14 protein-coding genes are annotated in these 17,082 nt (G+C 54.1%); 6 read left to right on the forward strand and 8 right to left on the reverse strand.

Features of this window, described 5'->3' with window-relative positions; genetic code table 11:
* Positions 1-135 precede the first annotated feature (135 nt).
* Positions 136-567, forward strand: a complete 432-nt coding sequence (locus CKL79_RS06265) for a SufE family protein (RefSeq protein ID WP_121968731.1) — start codon at positions 136-138, stop codon at positions 565-567.
* Positions 568-587: 20 nt separating this feature from the next.
* Here the strand turns inward: CKL79_RS06265 and CKL79_RS06270 are convergent, their stop codons facing one another.
* Both CKL79_RS06270 and cysH read right to left on the reverse strand, forming a co-directional pair.
* Positions 588-2,048 (reverse strand): aminotransferase class I/II-fold pyridoxal phosphate-dependent enzyme, encoded by a 1,461-nt coding sequence (locus CKL79_RS06270; protein ID WP_121968732.1) that lies wholly within the window; start codon positions 2,046-2,048, stop codon positions 588-590.
* Between the two features lie 56 nt (positions 2,049-2,104).
* Positions 2,105-2,794: a phosphoadenosine phosphosulfate reductase gene (gene cysH, locus CKL79_RS06275; protein WP_346427048.1), complete on the reverse strand. Its 690-nt coding sequence runs from the start codon at positions 2,792-2,794 to the stop codon at positions 2,105-2,107.
* A gap of 354 nt (positions 2,795-3,148) precedes the next feature.
* Here cysH and CKL79_RS06280 point away from each other — a divergent pair, with 354 nt between their 5' ends.
* The 3 genes from CKL79_RS06280 to CKL79_RS06290 all read left to right on the forward strand — a co-directional run bounded on the left by CKL79_RS06280 (position 3,149) and on the right by CKL79_RS06290 (position 6,948).
* Positions 3,149-3,412, forward strand: coding sequence for a glutaredoxin family protein (locus CKL79_RS06280; RefSeq protein WP_121968734.1), 264 nt, complete (start codon positions 3,149-3,151; stop codon positions 3,410-3,412).
* A gap of 193 nt (positions 3,413-3,605) precedes the next feature.
* Positions 3,606-5,120, forward strand: coding sequence for a UDP-N-acetylmuramoyl-L-alanyl-D-glutamate--2,6-diaminopimelate ligase (locus tag CKL79_RS06285; protein WP_121968735.1), 1,515 nt, complete (start codon positions 3,606-3,608; stop codon positions 5,118-5,120).
* A 226-nt stretch (positions 5,121-5,346) separates the two neighbouring features.
* Positions 5,347-6,948, forward strand: coding sequence for an ATP-binding protein (locus CKL79_RS06290; protein ID WP_121968736.1), 1,602 nt, complete (start codon positions 5,347-5,349; stop codon positions 6,946-6,948).
* A gap of 7 nt (positions 6,949-6,955) precedes the next feature.
* Here CKL79_RS06290 and xseB read toward each other — a convergent pair whose 3' ends face one another.
* From xseB to CKL79_RS06320, 5 genes are all read right to left on the reverse strand, one after another.
* Positions 6,956-7,192 (reverse strand): exodeoxyribonuclease VII small subunit, encoded by a 237-nt coding sequence (gene xseB, locus CKL79_RS06295; protein ID WP_121968737.1) that lies wholly within the window; start codon positions 7,190-7,192, stop codon positions 6,956-6,958.
* A gap of 15 nt (positions 7,193-7,207) precedes the next feature.
* Positions 7,208-8,440, reverse strand: a complete 1,233-nt coding sequence (xseA, locus tag CKL79_RS06300; RefSeq protein WP_121968803.1) for an exodeoxyribonuclease VII large subunit — start codon at positions 8,438-8,440, stop codon at positions 7,208-7,210.
* Positions 8,441-8,790: 350 nt separating this feature from the next.
* On the reverse strand, positions 8,791-9,135 hold the full coding sequence (locus CKL79_RS06305; RefSeq protein WP_121968738.1) for a DUF1815 family protein: 345 nt from the start codon (positions 9,133-9,135) through the stop codon (positions 8,791-8,793).
* Positions 9,136-9,747: 612 nt separating this feature from the next.
* The gene (locus CKL79_RS06315; protein ID WP_121968740.1) at positions 9,748-9,963 is read right to left on the reverse strand and encodes a DUF2839 domain-containing protein; all 216 of its coding nucleotides are present in this window, start codon (positions 9,961-9,963) and stop codon (positions 9,748-9,750) included.
* A gap of 225 nt (positions 9,964-10,188) precedes the next feature.
* Positions 10,189-11,709 (reverse strand): helicase C-terminal domain-containing protein, encoded by a 1,521-nt coding sequence (locus CKL79_RS06320; protein ID WP_240518708.1) that lies wholly within the window; start codon positions 11,707-11,709, stop codon positions 10,189-10,191.
* A 246-nt stretch (positions 11,710-11,955) separates the two neighbouring features.
* On the opposite strand from CKL79_RS06320, the gene CKL79_RS06325 reads away from it, so the two are divergent.
* Complete coding sequence (locus tag CKL79_RS06325; RefSeq protein WP_121968742.1) at positions 11,956-12,798, forward strand: prephenate/arogenate dehydrogenase; 843 nt, start codon at positions 11,956-11,958, stop codon at positions 12,796-12,798.
* A 40-nt stretch (positions 12,799-12,838) separates the two neighbouring features.
* Here CKL79_RS06325 and CKL79_RS06330 read toward each other — a convergent pair whose 3' ends face one another.
* Positions 12,839-14,665, reverse strand: a complete 1,827-nt coding sequence (locus CKL79_RS06330) for an ATP-binding protein (RefSeq protein ID WP_121968743.1) — start codon at positions 14,663-14,665, stop codon at positions 12,839-12,841.
* A gap of 503 nt (positions 14,666-15,168) precedes the next feature.
* On the opposite strand from CKL79_RS06330, the gene lepA reads away from it, so the two are divergent.
* On the forward strand, positions 15,169-16,983 hold the full coding sequence (lepA, locus tag CKL79_RS06335; protein WP_121968744.1) for a translation elongation factor 4: 1,815 nt from the start codon (positions 15,169-15,171) through the stop codon (positions 16,981-16,983).
* Positions 16,984-17,082 lie beyond the last annotated feature (99 nt).

Here is a 17,082-nt window from a genome sequence, read left to right on the forward strand (position 1 = left end):
TCAGGCAAAAGCCCAGCTAAAGTACTCGTCAAAAGATTTGATAGCCCGTTATGGAGATAGTCCATGACGGGCTCTTAACGCTATGGTGAAAGCAGACGCGCCGTATGGCTCAGCCCCATCTAACCCAATCTCTGCATGACAGCCTCCTCTCGCCCCGCTCAGCTCGACAAACTCGTCAAAAGATTTGCCCGCATCAGCGAGCCCAAGCGTCGCTACGAGCAGCTGCTGTGGTACGCCAAACGGCTCGATGCCTTTCCGGATGAAGATAAAACAGCTGAAAATAAAGTGCCGGGCTGCGTCTCTCAGGTTTACATCACCGCTAGCCTAGATGACGGCAAAGTCGCCTATAAGGGCGATTCTGATGCCCAAATTACCAAAGGTTTGCTGGCAATGCTGATCGAAGCTCTCAGCGGGCTCTCACCCGCAGAGATTCTTCAGCTTACGCCTGACTTTATCAAAGAGACTCAGCTAGACGTAAGCTTGACGCCGTCGCGGGCCAACGGATTTTACAACATCTTCAAAACGATGCAGAAGAAGGTGCTGCTGCTAGCCGGTGAGATGACCTAAGGAAGTAGCTCAGACCTCATTCAGCCGGTATTGTCAGCAATGAACCGGTCAATCTTGGCAAACAGCTGCTCAATCGTCTCGCAACAGGTGTAAGGATTTAACAATACGGCTTTGAGCCAGCGCTGGCGGCGGTAAGTGGGCAGTGAGAGAAACACCGCAGTGCGGTCTGGAGGTGATAACAGGTAACGCTGTAGCTGGGCGTTAAGCGCATCCCAGTGGCTAGGGTCAATCTGGTCGGGGGCGAGCCGAAAGCACACAAGATTCATCTCTGGCTGGCTCGCGAGCTGAAGCTCAGGCCGCGCCTGCACAGCACGGCCGAACTGCTCCGTCAGCTGATAGCTATGGCGAATAATATCAGCGTAGCCAGCAGCGCCCAAATGCTGAAGAGACAGCCACAGCTTCAAAATATCTGGGTGGCGGGTGCCTTGGATGGTGAGTTCGCCCAGATTAGGCCACTGGCTGTCGTCGCTCATGTAGGGAGCCGGAATGCGAAAAGAGCGCTTGAGTACCCCAAAGTCTTTGAACAGCAGCGTGGCACAGGTTTTGGTGATGTAGAGCCATTTTTGCGGGTTGAAGGTGACCGAATCGGCCTGGTCAATGCCAGTTAGCTGCGATCGCTGCTCGGGCGAAAAGATCACCGCGCCGCCATAGGCCGCATCGACATGAAACCAGAGGCGGTGGGCTTGGGCCAAGCGGGCCATGTCTTCAATCGGGTCGATATTACCTGTGACGGTTGTACCGGCGGTTGCTACTAGGGCAAAGGGCTGCTGCCCGGACTGCTGTGCCTGGGAAATTTTGTCTGACAGATCTTGCAAATCAATTTGAGAATTGGCGTTGGTGCGAACGGCGATCGCAGCCTCTGCCCCTAATCCCATTACCATTGCCGCCTTTTGCAAGGACGTATGAGCGGCCTCTGAGACAAAAAAGACCGGCTGTCGCTCGATGCCAACCACCCCGGTTTTGACCGCGTCAAACGCCAGATTGCGAGCTACCGTCAGCGCCTGCAAATTGGCCAGGCTGCCACCGCTGACCATCACCCCACCTGCTGCTGGGCCCAGGCCAAACCGGGCCGCGATTTGCTGCAGCACTAATACTTCTAGCCGCGAGAAGACAGGCGACATCTCCACGCTGAGCATGTTGTTATTTAAGGCGGCAGCTAGCAGATCGCCAATCACCGACATCGTCGTCGGGATTGAGTCCATATGGCCGATATAGCCAGGATGGGCCGCGTTCATTGCCTGGTGCAGATGCGATCGCATTTGCCCTAGCAGCACCTCTATCTCAACGGGCTGCTGCGGAATTTGCGCCCACTGCGCTAGCTGGTCTGTGGCGATCGGGTCGGGTAGGGGCGATCGCGCGATCGCCCCGGTCATTTCATCGACTAAGAGCGTCACCACCTGATGCAGCAGTGCCTCAACCTCAGCGCGATTGCCGCCAGTCGGATCGATAAAAGCGGTGTCCGGCAGGATACTCACAGGCATGCCACGACTGGGAAGGCAGCTAAATTGCTAGCGATCATTTTCTTCACGGAGCGGCGCTACCAATGAATTCCACATTCGGTTTTTTCGGTGCCCCGCCAGCGGCCTGCCCGCTCTTCTTCTCCGGCGGCAGTGGGCGTCGTCAGAGGCTGATCGCCAATGCTGGTATAGCCCTGGTCGTAAAGCGGGTTGTAGAGCACGTCATGCTCAAAGGTATAGTCCCAAATTTGCTGATTGCTCCAGTGTGCTAGCGGATTGATCTTTAGCCGCCCGGCGGCGTCCCATTCAAAAACAGGCAGATTCTGGCGGGTGTCAGACTGGTCGCGACGACGGCCCGTGATCCAGGCTTTGATCTGGAGTTCGTCTAGCGATCGCTGCAAAGGCTCTACCTTCGTAATGTCATAAAAACTATCAACATCGCGCTCCCAGAGCCGGTCACCATAGCGCCTGGCAAAGGCTTCACGACTGCTGATGCCCAGTGCCCGGTAGGTATGCAGATCTAAGTTGTAAATGGCTTGGGCCTGACGAGCGGTTTCTAACGTTTCGGGGAACAGGTGAAACGTATCTAGAAAAATTACCGGCACCGGCTGGGCCAACTCTTTGTAGAGCATGTGAGTGACGGCCAGCATACTAAACGAGGTGGTCTGCGCTAATCCTTGAGGAATGTGGTGAACGCACCAGGCTAAAATTTCTTGAGGCGTGGCCTGCTCAAACTGCTGATTAAGCGCGTCTAGATCGAACTGTGCCATCAGCGGGTCGCTGGAGCCATTGGTTTGTTTGCCCTCAACCTGTTTGGTCAAAGCCGTGACTGTTGGGGCTTCCATGCACTGGACCATAGTAGTTGCCGGATAATAGGCCGGAGATACTGACTGAGAAGGGGTACGGGAAAGCGTTTGTGTCGGTGACGGATGGCTTGAAAAGACCATCGCTCTCAAGTACATTGACAATCCTACTCCATAAAGACCCCTATTCCGACCGGGATACCGGCCATTAAAAAGTCCAGGCAACCGAACTTTTTGATGAAAGCGTCATGACGAGCTGATTTGCCGGGTCTTTTCGCCAAAATTCAGTTAACTATATATCTACCTAGAGCCACATATCTGATGAAAACGCTCATTTTATACAGCAAGCCCGGTTGTCATTTGTGTGAAGGCTTGCAGGAGAAGCTGGAGACGCTGCCTATTCAGCTGGAAGTGCGCGATATCACTCAAAACCAACAGTGGTTCCAGAAGTATCAGTACGAAGTACCGGTGCTCACTCAGCTAGTCGATGTGGCAGAACAGCCCCTACCGCGCCCATCGCCTCGCGCCTCTGCTGAGCAGGTGGCACGAATGATACAGACACATATAGGCCCCTTTGAGGCATAATCTCAGCCAGCGCTGACGACAGTCGTCTGCGCGGATCTGTAGGCGTGTCTAAACTTGGCTGTCTGTGAGATATCTAACTCTGGGCTATCTAACTCTGGGCTATCTAACTCTGGGCTATCTAACTCTGGGCTATCTAACTCTGGGCTATCTAACTTAACTTAAGCTGTCTAACTTATCAGCGAAGGGGAGAACCATGCTGCTAAAAGAACTGTTTGCTCAATTAACGCAGGCGATAACGGTGCCTGAGACGCGGGTCAATCATCCTCACTGGACTCAGGAAGTCACTGGTCTCTGCGCCAATTCTCAGGCGATCGCCCCAGGCAATCTTTTTATCGGCATGCCCGGTACGCGGGTAGATGGCGGTCAGTTTTGGCAGGGGGCTCTAGAGAAAGGGGCGATCGCGGCACTGATCACGCCCGAGGCGCTCCAAGCCAAACCCGAGACCAAGAGCGGCGACCTAGTCTTGACTGCCACCCCCATTCCTCAAATCTGCGCTGAGCTAGCTGCAATCTTCTACGGTCAGCCAGCTCAGGCAATGACCATGGTCGGTGTGACTGGCACCAATGGAAAAACCACGACTACCCATTTGATTGAATATTTCCTCAACCAGGCTCAGCAGAAAACCGCTATTTTAGGTACGCTCTACACCCGCTGGCCCGGCTACGAAAAGACCGCCGTTCACACCACCCCTTTCCCTATCGATCTGCAAAGCGAGCTGGCTAGTGCCCATCAGGCCAACTGTCAAAACGCCGTGATGGAAATTAGCTCTCACGCGCTAGCTCAGCATCGGCCTTGGGGCATTCCGTTTGAAGTCAGTGTCTTTACCAACCTCACACAAGACCATCTGGACTATCACAAAGATCTCGAAGACTATTTCGCGGCTAAAGCGCTGCTGTTTAGCCCTGATTATCTGAAAGGGCGGGCGATTATTAATCAAACCGATCCCTACGGTCAAAAGCTGATTGGCCAATTAGACCGCGCTCAGGTATGGACCTACAGCACTACTGATTCGAGCGCGGATTTATATACAGAAGACCTTGCCTACGGGCCGACAGGTGTCAGCGGTACGCTCTGTACGCCTGCCGGTAAGCAAGCCTTTGCCTCGCCATTGGTCGGTCAGTTTAACCTAGAAAACCTGCTGGCAGCTACTGGGTCAGCTTTGCACTTGGGCGTTTCTCTGGCACAAATTGTTGCCGCCCTCCCGCAGTTTACGGGTGTACCGGGCCGGATGGAGCGCGTTCAGGTAGAGGGCGCGCAGGATATCAGTGTGATTGTAGACTACGCCCACACACCAGACAGCCTGGAGAATGCGCTGAAGGCGGCGCGGCCTTTTATCACTGGGCGACTGATTTGTGTCTTTGGCTGTGGCGGCGATCGCGATCGCACCAAACGCCCGCAGATGGGTCGAATCGCCTATGCCCAATCCGACCGGGCCATTGTTACCTCCGACAACCCTCGCACTGAAGACCCTGAGCGTATTTTAGAAGACGTGGTCGCCGGTATTGACGAACCGCTCGATGCGGACCAGGTGATCTGCGATCGCGCCGAGGCTATTCGCAGGGCTATTCTTCAGGCCCAGCCCGGCGATGGTATTGTGATTGCGGGCAAAGGCCACGAAGACTATCAGATCTTAGGCACCGAGAAGATTCATTTTGATGATCGTGAGCAGTCTAGAGCAGCGCTTAGCGAGCGGTTAGCCGCTGTGTAATGTCGCGCAATACCAGAAACTTGCTTACGATAAGGGAGAAAACGCCGAACTAATGATATATTTCAGCTAACTTCAGGGCACCCTGTAGGCATATTTAAGTAGATTAGCTCACCGACTTTCCAAAACTGGGAGGGCGGTAGCTCTCAATAATGTCTGAGCCACCTGCTACCGCTTTGCTGCTGGCTGGGCGTGCTGGTCTAGTCGGTTATTTAGTAAGTCGTACGCTATGTCGTCTCTATCTCTACAGACTCATTGGGCCAGTTCTCAGCCTCAGCTGTCTGCTGTCTTGTGTGATCCGCGCGGGTTTAAAGCGGCCCTGCAGTCGCTAATCCAGTTTTTGATAGCCCATCAAATCCAGGCGACTCTGTGGCTCAAGCTGCCTAAAGAAGAGGCTTGGTGGACAGATGTCTGGCAGTACGGACAAAAGAGCGCGGGCTGTACTCTCTATACCCTGGGTGAGCAAATCGGTCGCCCGCCTGATGACCTAGCCGCCAACCTCTGCCCAATCCCAATCGAGCAAGATGCCGACCTCAAACGAGAATATCTGTGCCTGGCTGTTGCTGATAATTTTGTCGGGGCTCTCCTAGCCGCTCGAATCGTACCCAGATCCCCAGTGCCCGATAAGCGATCGCTCAAACTCTACTGCTCTACGTCTGGGCATACCGTGGCAGCGCTTTCAACGGGGATTAAAGCCATTATTGAGCAGAGCCTGCCGACCTTTCGAGCTGTCGATAGCCCGTTGGACAGTGTGCCCGGTGCCCTACCGGTTAGCGGGATAGACAGACTAGAGCAGCCATTAGACCTAGCCTCCCCCTCGAACGCCGGGGAGCAGATGGCCGCTAGTCCAAACCATCAGCGCGCGATCGCTGGTCAAGCCGTTCTCAGTCAGTGGGATCGCTGTTTTCCGGCGGATCTTCTGAATCAGAGGGCGCTGCCGCTAACGGATGCTTTTTTAACCTGGCAGCTACAGTTTCAAGAAGAGATGCGATCGCAGCTAGTCGCCTATCGTCATTCAGCCAAGGCCGATCTCAATAGCGCCTCGCAGATGATGACTCCCGACTTTCTCAGTCAGGCCAGCCAAGAACTGCAGTCGCCCCTGACCACTATCAAAACGGCGCTAACTCTGTTGGGATCACCAGCTTTGAAATCTGCTCAGCGGCAGCGCTACCTGGAGATGATTGCGGCTCAGTGCGATCGCCAAAAATCTCTGATTACTAGCGTTATCGGTTTGCTACAGATACAAGCGACCGCGACTTTGCCGCCCCAAACGCTGCAGCTGGCAACTATAATTCCTGGCATTGTCAGTACCTATCAGCCGATTGCCGAAGAACGGGGGATTGGGCTGGCTTGCACTGTGCCGTCTGATCTTACAAAGATATTAGCCGTCGAATCAGAACTCAAACAGGTCGTCATTCATCTGGTTAGAAACGGCATTCAAATGACCCCCCCAGGCGGCCATGTTTGGGTGGCTGCCTCGCCTCATGACAGCAGTTTTGTCGCCCTGACGGTGCAAGATTCCGGGGCGGGCATTGCTAAAGCTGAAGCTGTCAGACTATTTGACGCATTTTATAGGGGGCCTACCTACGGCGATAGCAGTCTTGGAGCCGGTCTCGGCCTGACGCTGGTGCAGCAGTTGGTCAGACGCATGGGCGGCAGTATTGCGGTCGAAAGCACTCCGGACCGGGGCACGACGTTTAGAGTTTTGCTACCGGTTCTTCAGGCTACTGCTGCCAGTTGCGTCAACAGCAAGACCGAAGCCCAATCGCCGGCACTTAGCGCTGACCACCGCTCCGCTGCGCTCACCGGTGTCGAAACGCGACATCAATAGCAACTTTTTAGTCCGCTTCTTCGCTGACTAGGGTCTCTACGAGCAGTGAAGCCTGCTGCTGCTTTTGCTGTAGAAACTGATCGCACTGCTGCAGCGCGCCCACTGCTTCTGAAAATTGCTCAAATACTTCCGCTAGGGGCAGTTCGCCGGTCTCTATCTGAGTGGTGAGGGTTTCGATACGATGGAGCGTTGCTTCGTAGCTCCAGTCGTCAGGAAGGGCAGGTGTCTTTTTTGGGCGAGCCATGATTGGGTTGAGGAGTTAGGAAGTAGGAGAGTTGTCTGTGACAGTTGCTTTTACCGTGCCCTGGCTAAGCTGAATCTCTAGAGATGTACCGGGCGGTAGCTGATCGGCGTGGGTGACGATTTGTTCTTCTGCTTTGACCAGCGCGTAGCCTCGTTTGAGTACGGCGGCTGGATCGAGGGCGGCTAATTTTTCTTGCAGCAGCTGATGTTGATATTGAGCTTGCTGTAGCCGCTGGGTAAGCAGGGTAGTCAGTTGTTGCCGCTGCCAGCCGAGGTCACGCTGTCGCTGGACAACCTGACGATCTAGCTGGAGACGCTGTAACCGCGACTGTAGCGATCGCACCTGCTGCTGAGCTGTTTGCAGACGACTAGACAATAGTTGCCCCAGTCGCTGTAAATACTGCACCTGCTCACTATAGAGATCATCCAGGCTCGGGATCACTTGCTCGGCGGCAGCGGTGGGCGTATGAGCACAAACGTCGGCGACCAGGTCGGCAAGGGACTGGTCGCGCTCGTGACCAATCCCGGTGATTACTGGGATCGGTGATTGGGCGATCGCTAGCACCACCCGCTCATCGTCAAAACAGGCCAGATCTTCACTAGCCCCGCCCCCCCTCGCCAATAGCAGCACGTCGGCTCGGCCATCTTGGGCAACGCGGGCGATCGCCGCTGCAACGGAAGCGGGTGCCTGTAGCCCCTGTACGGTGGCCGGAGACAGTAAAATGCGCACGCCGGGGCTGCGCTGACTGAGCGTACGCTGAATATCTCCCCAAGCAGCCGCTTCGACGGAGGTGACGACCGCCAGCGTCTGCGGATAAGCCGGTAGCGGACGCTTGCGAGCGGCATCAAAAAGACCTTCGGCAGCCAGGCGCGATCGCAGCTGCCGGTAGCGCAATGCTTGCAGCCCTTCGCCTGCGGGTAACACCTGCCATACCGTGAGCTGATAAGATCCGCGCTTAGGATACAGCCGAATTTGCCCGAGCACAGTTACCTGCTCGCCTGCTGCCGGTAGCGTGGTTAGGCGGGGAAGCTGCGATCGCCACACCACGCAGTTCACCGCCGCAGAGCCATCGGGTTCTTGTAGGGTAAAAAAGCAGCCCTGGCGATGATTGTGGGTGCTAGACACCTCTCCAACCACCCAAATTTTTCGCAGCTGCGGATTCTCCTCTAACAGCAGCTTTAGGTAGTCTGTCAGCCCCGCTACGCCGACTGCCAGTTCGGCAGTTTGCTCAGACGCAATATTTATCATCAAAAAATACTTATCTGCCTTTCTAGTTTGAGCCATCTGCGGCGCAATGATGGCGGCATTCTCAAATATTTTTGTGAGTTAAAACTTCTGTGAGTTATCTGTGGGTTAAAAGGGTAGCTACCGCTAGCTCGTCGGCGCTCTCTTAGCGAGAGCAGCGCTGCTCACCCGAATTTTCTAGACCGGTTCTCTGCGCCATTCTTCATTGAAGGGGGGAAGGGACGGTCGGCCAAAAGCTTATATTTTGAGGGGTTCGGATAGTCAAATAATCGAAAACTATCCGAGCCCTCATGGCATCCGCCGGACGGATGACTGATCCTTCGTGATTCTGTATGGCGAATCAGCAGCAAACCTTAACCGCCAGAGTAAGCCGCTACTTCCTGCTCAGCCGGACTCACCTGATACTTGATCAAGTTGGCCAATTCCTGAAGCTGATTGATCGCTTCAGCTCCCTCTAACTTCATGAGCTCACGGTCATCGCGCATCTCTGTCCAGGTGATCCCATAGTCGGAGACCAGAAACCGAATCAAATGGTCTCCGCCCAAGCTCACCATAAAGGAAGCGCTATTAAGCTCCTCCCCGCAGGTATAGCAAGAGGCCAAATATCCTCTTTTCTCTAATACAACCGCCAGCGCTTTCAGGTTCAGAACGAGATCTTGAACAAACTGACGGTGCTGATCGGCAAGTCTGACAAACATTGTCTTTTCCTCTACACCATTTATTGGCTCTATGTAATTTACTTAATTCTTTTTTAATAACCTTCGTACAAAAATACCCCAGACTCCATAACACTGTCCAGGTGTGTCATGTTTTCGTACCCACTACAGTACCCACATATTGTAACTTTTTGCAACAATTTTGTTGTGCTAGGTGACGTAAAGATATCCAGAATTTTTAAAAAAATCAAATTCAAAGCTACCAATCCGCTCAAGATGAAACTGTAGCGAATTTATCTAGCTTGGTCAGTGCCTGAGATCCACAGTGATATGGAGTAAAAGCTCGGCACCTGTGTATATATCAATCCCACCATTCCCCTTGTTCTAGCGCAACCGAAAGAAAAATGACGGGGTCTTACCTCTCAGGAAAATAAATATGACAAAAGTTGACATAACTACTTAGATAAGTATGCCTAGAGAAATACATTGTTAGGAATAGGGCAGTTCTGTAAGACACTACCGGTAGCGACAGCGGTTCAGTGAAAAGGCTAGAAGTTAATAGTCGCAGTTAGTCAAAGCCCAGTGTCCAGGCAAAGCCCAGTGTCCAGGCAAAGCCCAGTGTCCAGGCAAAGCCCAGTGTCCAGGCAAAGCCCACTAATTAGTCAGCGTCCACCAGCCAAACCCAGGACCGATAAAACGAATAGTGAGCCACGCAGCAATCATCAAAATAATGCCAGCCCAAGCACCCTTAGTTGACCAGGAAACAAACTTAGTAGCGGTCTCTTTACTGATGGGTACGCCTGGAATGACTGGCTTAGGTTTGCCGTAGTTTTCACCCAATGCCTCTTGCCGACGTTTAGATTCTCCCATGGGCGCTACCAAGCTAGTGATTTCTGATGACGAAAGCGTCAAGATTAAATGTGTGCTGGCGGCTAGTTTTCTCACTGAGCCCGCATCCTAATCCATCATAGCGAGCGATTGAGCATAGCGAGCGATTGAGCATGAGAAAACTCTGGCAGTGCCCCGGCTAAATTAGCATTTGTTTAGAGAATATCTGTACAGGGAGATAGCGAGCATTTGTGCTGGCCGGTCGGGCTAGTCAGCTATTGACTCAGGCGAAGTGCTTTCAGCGATGAACCAAGTGAGATCGAGATAGCTACTGCGGGCTGCGGGGCTTAGGGCCGACATAATCTGAGCGCCATAGCTGCGATAGTTGACTCGGTTATCTAGCAGTGCGACTACCCCTTGGCGCGATCGCACAGGGGCCACGGCATGCTGTAGCTCATTCAAAGCAGTAGGCAGCAAATACGCTTTGAACCAGTCCTGGCGGCGACGCTTGTAGGCGGCTACTCGGCCTGCCACTAGCGGATCTTCGAGTGATGGGATGGGCAAAGTCGTGATAATCAGCAGATCTGGAATGACTGACTCTGCCTGGTGAGTCCGCCAATACTCCCAACCGGTGATCAAAATGCCCTGACTGTCTATCGGTACTTCTACCCGTACCCGTGAGCCATATTCAGCAGCCAAGATAGTAGCTAACTGCGCTTTGAGCGGCATATCTCCGACAATGATGACGGTCGGGCCAGCACCCAACCTGCTATCTGCTGTCTGAACGCTGCTGCCGCCGAGACTTTTAGCGCCAATCAGTGAGCAGATTTCTTGCCGTACGGCTCCCTGATAGTGGCTGGTATTAGGCATAGGTAGGCGATCTGGCAGATAAAGCTGTATCAAATCGCTGTGTCGGTCGGGGCCGAAGCGCAGACAGGTCATTTCGCCGAGGCCGAGGCGATCGCGATACCGCTCTGCTTTGGAGTCCGTATCTAAGGCTGCGCCAATCAACACGACTGGCTGCTGCGCCCAGACTGGCGCTAGGCTTTCTTGGAGATCAATCGGGCCACAGTGCAGCGCTACACTGCCCAATTTACGGTTAACGCTACTCCAGGCTAACCGCTCCATCTGCGAAAACCGCTGCCAAAACTGCTGCCACACAGGCGGCAGTCTACCGCGATCGCCGTATGCTTGAAGCAGCTCGTATAGCTCGTACAGCAGGGTCTTTTCCGGTTCTTCTATGAGATGACAGCCGTAGGGATTGGCCGGATGCTGAAAAATGGCATGGGTGATGCGGACGCGCATGTCTCGAATGAAGGTGCGCTGACTAGGATAGGCCAGCATTAGCCCTTCCCAGTGCTGCGGCAATAAGACGACGCTCAGCTGCTGGCGGGCCCACCGTTCTAAGTCGCTAGCCCCGTCTATGAGCGTGAAAACTCCAGCGGGAAACCGGCTGAGCGGGCCAGCTGAGTGGCTATCAGTAGAGGGGGAAGGGGTTAGCGAGGTCGTCAGGCGATCGCGCAGCCAGCCCTGAGCAGAGGTCACTAGCAGCCCCCGAAAATCTTCACCGGGCCAGCGATCGCCGGTCTGTACGGGCTTGACCACAGGTAGCCCTTGCTGCAAATTTGGAATATCTTGCTGAAGCACGCTCTTGAGTATGTCTTCTGGCAAGGCGAGCACAGCGGGCTCTGGCCACAGCAGCGCCGGAATCAAATAGCTCAGTCGGTAGCTGCCCTGGTAAGCGGCCAGACTATCTGGCTGCATCAGCGCACTACGGCCTATTCGCATGGCTCTTGCGACCAGCCTGGCCATCGTCAGATGGTGAGGCCACTGGGTATGCCCTTGTTCTCTAAGATAAGCCCGAAGGCGCTGATGAACTTCTGCTTCGATCACTGGCGTAGGCGTAGGTTGGTCTGGGTGAAGTGTCCTTAATGATGGCTTTCATTGTGACACATCCATCTCGCTGCTCCCGTAGGAAAGATCAGGGCCAATGTCAGGAATCAAACAAGAATAGCGGATAGTGAGAGACGGTTGATGGATATTGGGATTGTTGGATTAGGGCTGATTGGCGGCTGCTTGGGGCTAGACTTTAAAGCGCTCGGGCACCGCGTCTATGGGGTTGCTCGTCGGTCAGAAACCTGCACTCAGGCACTCAGCCGTCAGATGGTAGATACGGCCAGCTCAGACTTTGCCGCGCTCAGACCCTGCGAGGTGGTATTTATCTGCACGCCGATCGCCACGCTGGTGCCGGTGGTGGCTGATCTAGCTCAGGTGCTTGCGCCGGGAACCATCGTCACCGATGTGGGCTCAGTCAAGGCCGCCGTCGTTGACAAGGCGACACGACACTGGCCTCAATTTGTCGGCGGCCATCCGATGAGTGGTAAAAGCGAAGCGGGTCTGGAGGCAGCCGAACCCGGTATTTTTCGCGATCGCCCCTATGTGATTACTCCGCTTCCCCAAACTGACCCCACCGCAATCAAAACAGTAGAGCAGCTAGCTCAGCAGCTGGGTTCCCAGCTTTACCGTTGTTCTCCAGCAGCCCACGATCGGGCGGTGGCCTGGATTTCTCACCTACCGGTCATGGTCAGCGCCAGCTTGATCAGCGCTGCTCTGCAAGAACCGGACCCAGCGGTGCTGACATTAGCACAGCAGCTCGCTAGCTCTGGGTTTCGAGATACCAGTCGAGTTGGCGGCGGCAATCCGGAGCTAGGGCTGATGATGGCGCAGTACAACCGGGATGCGGTGCTGCGATCGCTCAGACAATATCAGCAGGCGATCGCCACTACCCTTACCCAAATCGAAGCCCAAGACTGGCCCGCCCTATCTCAGCAGCTCCAGGCCGCTCACCAAGCCCGACCTCACTTCGTCCCCGACTGACACAAGCGCTGACACCCAGATGGACAGGCAGGTAAATGGACTAGCCTGTCCCCAGTTCCATCACCGGCTCCTGGTACAGAATCGCCGTAAACGTCACGGTCGAACCCAAGCCCTCGCCCATACTGATAAACTGCACCTTGCCGCCCATTGCCTCTACCAGCCGCTGTGAGATTGCCAGCCCTAACCCGGTTCCTTCATATTGGCGGGTGCGGGCACTGTCCACCTGGCTAAAGGTTTGAAACAGCCGGTCTTGCTTTTCTAAAGACACGCCAATCCCCGTATCAGCCACGCTAAATTTCACCAGGCCAGGCCAGGCTTGGTGGTCAAATTCAACCAGCTTAGGCTTAATCTCAGCGCTGATGGTAATGCCGCCCTCATGCGTGAACTTATTGGCATTGCCGACCAAGTTCAGCAAAACTTGCTTGAGGCGCTGATAGTTGCCATAGAGCTTGACCTCATCCAGGGTCGCTGGCATCACCACGGTAAATTCAAGACCGCTTCGCTCGATCAGAGGCCGCAAAGAATTTTCAACTTCAAAGAGCAGCTCCCTCAGGCTGATGGCGCTCATGGGCAAATCCATCTTGCCCGCTTCAATTTTGGCAATATCAAGAACGTCATTGATTAGGTTCAGCAGATGAATGGCTGAGTTGTGAGATTCTTGAATAAATTCAATTTTCTCCTCATCGCTATCAGCCATATCGTCGAGCACCAGCCGCAAAAAGCCGATCATGCCGTTCAGCGGCGTTCTCAGTTCGTGAGAGGTGTTGGCCAAAAAGGCGCTCTTCAGCCGCGAAGCCTCTTCTGCCTGGCGTCTGGCTTCTTCTAGCTCGTCGTGCTTGCGGATGAGCTGGTCGTTAGTCTGGTGCAGAGCCTGAGACTTTTTGCGCAGCTCCTGGGTGATGTTCTGACTTTCACTGAAGAGTTTGGCATGGGCGATCGCCGTCCCCACCTGGTCGGTCAGCTCCTGGATAAGCTCAATCTCAAACGGCTGCCAGGGCCGGTAGGGCGGCTGCTGCAGCACTAAAATGCTGTTAGGCCGATGCCGGTAGCAAGTCGCAACGGTGAGCACCGTATAGGGCCGGTCGTCTTCGCCGCGCTCAAAATCGGAGATCACCGGCTCCAAGCTTTGCAGCGTGTTGGAAAAGTCGGTTTTGAGCGCCAGATCAAACGTCTTCCCCAGGCAGGGATGAACATCTGCATGGTGATGCTCAGCCACCACGGTGACCGTCTGCATAGCCTCAGAGTAGTCGCAGACCAGACAGCGATCTAAGCTCAGCATATTGCCCAACCCGCTCACCGTTTGCTGCCAGATCGTATTGAGATCGAGAGTCTTTCGAATATTAGAGGCTACGCCAGAGAGCAGCGCATAGTAGTAGCTATTGCCACTCGATCCGTTGCCATTTGACAGCCGCACTTCCGAGAGCTGTGCAATCTCCGGGACGATCCGGCGGCCTACCCCCACGACCGACTCCGTCGGCTCCTCGCTCTGAGCTAAAGCAGCTTCTGCTGAATTGGCAGGCAGCGGACTGAGCACAAACTCGAAGCTCACCGGCCGGTGACCGCAGCGCACTACACATTGAAAGGCTTCAGGCTTTTGATTTTCTAGCACCCGCTGCACTCGCTGCAGATAAGGGCCCACCGCGACCGGGCCAAACAGCGCCACCACTGGCTGACCGACGAGGTCTTCACAGCCTTTACAGTCGTCGGTCTGAGGCCAGTGCAACGACAAAATTTCGCCCTGAGCAGTATGGGCGACTACAAGCACGTCAGCAGGCTCAGGAGCCATCAATAGCGCACCTGGGTCAGTGCCTTCATGGGACACTGACGTCGGTTCGCTGGAGGAAAAAGGATGGGCAGAACGAGACATCGCTCTAAAATTAACGGCTTATACGCATAGCCAGGGCAGGCATCAGGCGGCAGCAGATGGGGAGCAGCGCAAGCTCTCAGACCAGAGTATGCTTCAGAGCTGCTAACCCTGAAAACCTGAGCGAATGCTTAAAGGCTAGCCACATTTAAGCATTTTAAGTAGATGACTGGGTCAAAGCGCGATCTGCCATCCGCCTGACGGATGGCCCTACAGCACTCGCATTAATCAGCTATGAGGCCGAGGAGCCGGGCTCTGGAAGGACATTTGCAGAAAAAGCAGTTACCTTCATATCTGAACGCTTTTCTAGCATCCTTTCATCAAGACTATCGCTTATTGGCTAAGATCGCGGGAAATAGGTAGTCCCTTTCCAGCGCTAATGGCCTGCTGTTCTTTTCTCCTCTCTTTTTACAGAACCCACTTGCGCACTCAGATCCTCACCCTAGGATTTAGTATTAAGCTTAGGTTCTGCATTTCTTGTAGTCCATTGTTTCAGCGGCCTCTTCATGACCGATGTACCCGTTTCGCGCCTGCGTAATTTCTCTATCATTGCCCATATTGATCACGGTAAGTCAACGCTGGCTGACCGGCTTTTGCAGACGACGGGTACGGTGAGTGATCGCGACATGAAAGCCCAGTTCCTCGACTCTATGGATATTGAGCGGGAGCGCGGCATCACCATCAAGCTTCAGGCTGCTCGGATGAATTACACCGCTAAAGACGGCGAAGTGTATGTGCTGAATCTGATCGACACACCCGGCCATGTGGACTTCACTTACGAAGTATCCCGGTCGCTAGCGGCTTGCGAAGGGGCGCTACTGGTAGTCGATGCCTCTCAGGGCGTCGAAGCCCAAACCCTGGCTAATGTCTACCTGGCCATCGACAATGACTTAGAAATCATTCCGGTACTGAACAAAGTAGACCTGCCGGGGGCTGAGCCCGAACGGGTCCGGCAGGAAATCGAAGAAGTCGTTGGTCTTGACTGCAGCGGTGCCATCTTAGCGTCAGCCAAAGAAGGTATCGGCATTAACGAGATTTTAGAGTCGATTGTCTACCTAGTGCCGCCCCCAGCTGATACGACCGCCAACCCGATGCGGGCGCTGATTTTCGATAGCTATTACGACAGCTATCGAGGCGTAATTATCTATTTTCGGGTGACCGATGGGGTGGTTAATAAGCGCGATCGCATTCGCCTGATGGCCTCCGGCAAAGAGTACGACATCGACGAACTTGGTGTACTCTCGCCCAATCAGGTACAGGTTGATGAACTGCACGCTGGCGAAGTCGGCTATATTGCCGCCTCGATCAAATCGGTCGAAGATGCCAGGGTCGGCGATACAATCACGCTGGTGAAAGCACCCGCCGTCGAACCGCTTGCAGGCTATGTCAAAGCCAAGCCGATGGTCTTTTGCGGCCTGTTCCCTACCGACTCCGACCAGTACGAAGACCTGCGCGAAGCCCTGGATAAACTCCGCCTCAACGATGCCGCTTTGCAGTATGAACCTGAGACTTCTAGTGCCATGGGCTTTGGCTTTCGCTGTGGCTTTCTGGGACTGCTCCATATGGAAATCGTGCAAGAGCGTCTAGAGCGAGAGTACGACTTGGACCTGATTACGACTGCGCCCTCAGTGATCTACCGGGTGACCGATATCAAGGGTGACGTGATCGAAATCGATAACCCAAGCCTGCTACCAGACCCGCAGTACCGCGAAAAAATTGAAGAGCCCTACGTCAAAGTTGACATCATTACCCCAGAAGAATTTGTTGGCACCCTGATGGAGCTGTGCCAGAGCCGCCGGGGCGATTTTCAAAATATGAAATATCTGACGCCGGGGCGCACCACGCTGATGTACGAAATTCCTTTGGCAGAAGTCGTCACCGACTTTTTTGACCAGATGAAGTCGCGCAGCCGGGGCTATGCCAGCATGGAATATCAGCTTATGGGCTACCGGGCCAATCCCTTAGTCAAGCTCGATGTGATGATCAATGGGGATAAAGTTGACCCGCTAGCGGCGATTGTCCACAGAGATAAAGCCTATTACGTGGGCCGCGCCCTCACCGAAAAACTCAAAGAGCTGATTCCCCGGCACCAGTTCAAAATTCCCGTTCAGGCTTCCATTGGCAGCCGGATTATTGCTAGTGAAAGCATTCCGGCTCTGCGTAAGGACGTGCTAGCCAAGTGCTACGGCGGCGATATCTCCCGTAAGAAAAAGCTGCTCAAGAAGCAGGCAAAAGGCAAAAAGCGACTGAAGTCGATTGGCACAGTAGATGTGCCTCAAGAAGCTTTTATGGCTGTACTCAAGCTAACGCCTAGCAGTTAAGTCAATAAGAAGTTAAGTCAATAGAACCCCTTCAGGCAGTTCATATGAGCTGCCTCTCTAGGCCGCAAATCAGGTGAGCTGACCCTTCTACTACATAGA

It is taken from the genome of Leptolyngbya sp. BC1307 (genome assembly GCF_002286735.1).
Lineage (GTDB): Bacteria > Cyanobacteriota > Cyanobacteriia > Phormidesmidales > Phormidesmidaceae > Phormidesmis.

What these genes read in the sequence shown, in the direction of transcription:
- CKL79_RS06265 (WP_121968731.1), top strand. Translation starts at nt 136, where the DNA reads ATGACAGCCTCCTCTCGCCCCGCTCAGCTCGACAAACTCGTCAAAAGA.
- CKL79_RS06270 (WP_121968732.1), bottom strand. Translation starts at nt 2,048, where the DNA reads ATGCCTGTGAGTATCCTGCCGGACACCGCTTTTATCGATCCGACTGGC.
- cysH (WP_346427048.1), bottom strand. Translation starts at nt 2,794, where the DNA reads ATGGCACAGTTCGATCTAGACGCGCTTAATCAGCAGTTTGAGCAGGCC.
- CKL79_RS06280 (WP_121968734.1), top strand. Translation starts at nt 3,149, where the DNA reads ATGAAAACGCTCATTTTATACAGCAAGCCCGGTTGTCATTTGTGTGAA.
- CKL79_RS06285 (WP_121968735.1), top strand. Translation starts at nt 3,606, where the DNA reads ATGCTGCTAAAAGAACTGTTTGCTCAATTAACGCAGGCGATAACGGTG.
- CKL79_RS06290 (WP_121968736.1), top strand. Translation starts at nt 5,347, where the DNA reads ATGTCGTCTCTATCTCTACAGACTCATTGGGCCAGTTCTCAGCCTCAG.
- xseB (WP_121968737.1), bottom strand. Translation starts at nt 7,192, where the DNA reads ATGGCTCGCCCAAAAAAGACACCTGCCCTTCCTGACGACTGGAGCTAC.
- xseA (WP_121968803.1), bottom strand. Translation starts at nt 8,440, where the DNA reads ATGATAAATATTGCGTCTGAGCAAACTGCCGAACTGGCAGTCGGCGTA.
- CKL79_RS06305 (WP_121968738.1), bottom strand. Translation starts at nt 9,135, where the DNA reads ATGTTTGTCAGACTTGCCGATCAGCACCGTCAGTTTGTTCAAGATCTC.
- CKL79_RS06315 (WP_121968740.1), bottom strand. Translation starts at nt 9,963, where the DNA reads ATGGGAGAATCTAAACGTCGGCAAGAGGCATTGGGTGAAAACTACGGC.
- CKL79_RS06320 (WP_240518708.1), bottom strand. Translation starts at nt 11,709, where the DNA reads ATGCGAATAGGCCGTAGTGCGCTGATGCAGCCAGATAGTCTGGCCGCT.
- CKL79_RS06325 (WP_121968742.1), top strand. Translation starts at nt 11,956, where the DNA reads ATGGATATTGGGATTGTTGGATTAGGGCTGATTGGCGGCTGCTTGGGG.
- CKL79_RS06330 (WP_121968743.1), bottom strand. Translation starts at nt 14,665, where the DNA reads ATGTCTCGTTCTGCCCATCCTTTTTCCTCCAGCGAACCGACGTCAGTG.
- lepA (WP_121968744.1), top strand. Translation starts at nt 15,169, where the DNA reads ATGACCGATGTACCCGTTTCGCGCCTGCGTAATTTCTCTATCATTGCC.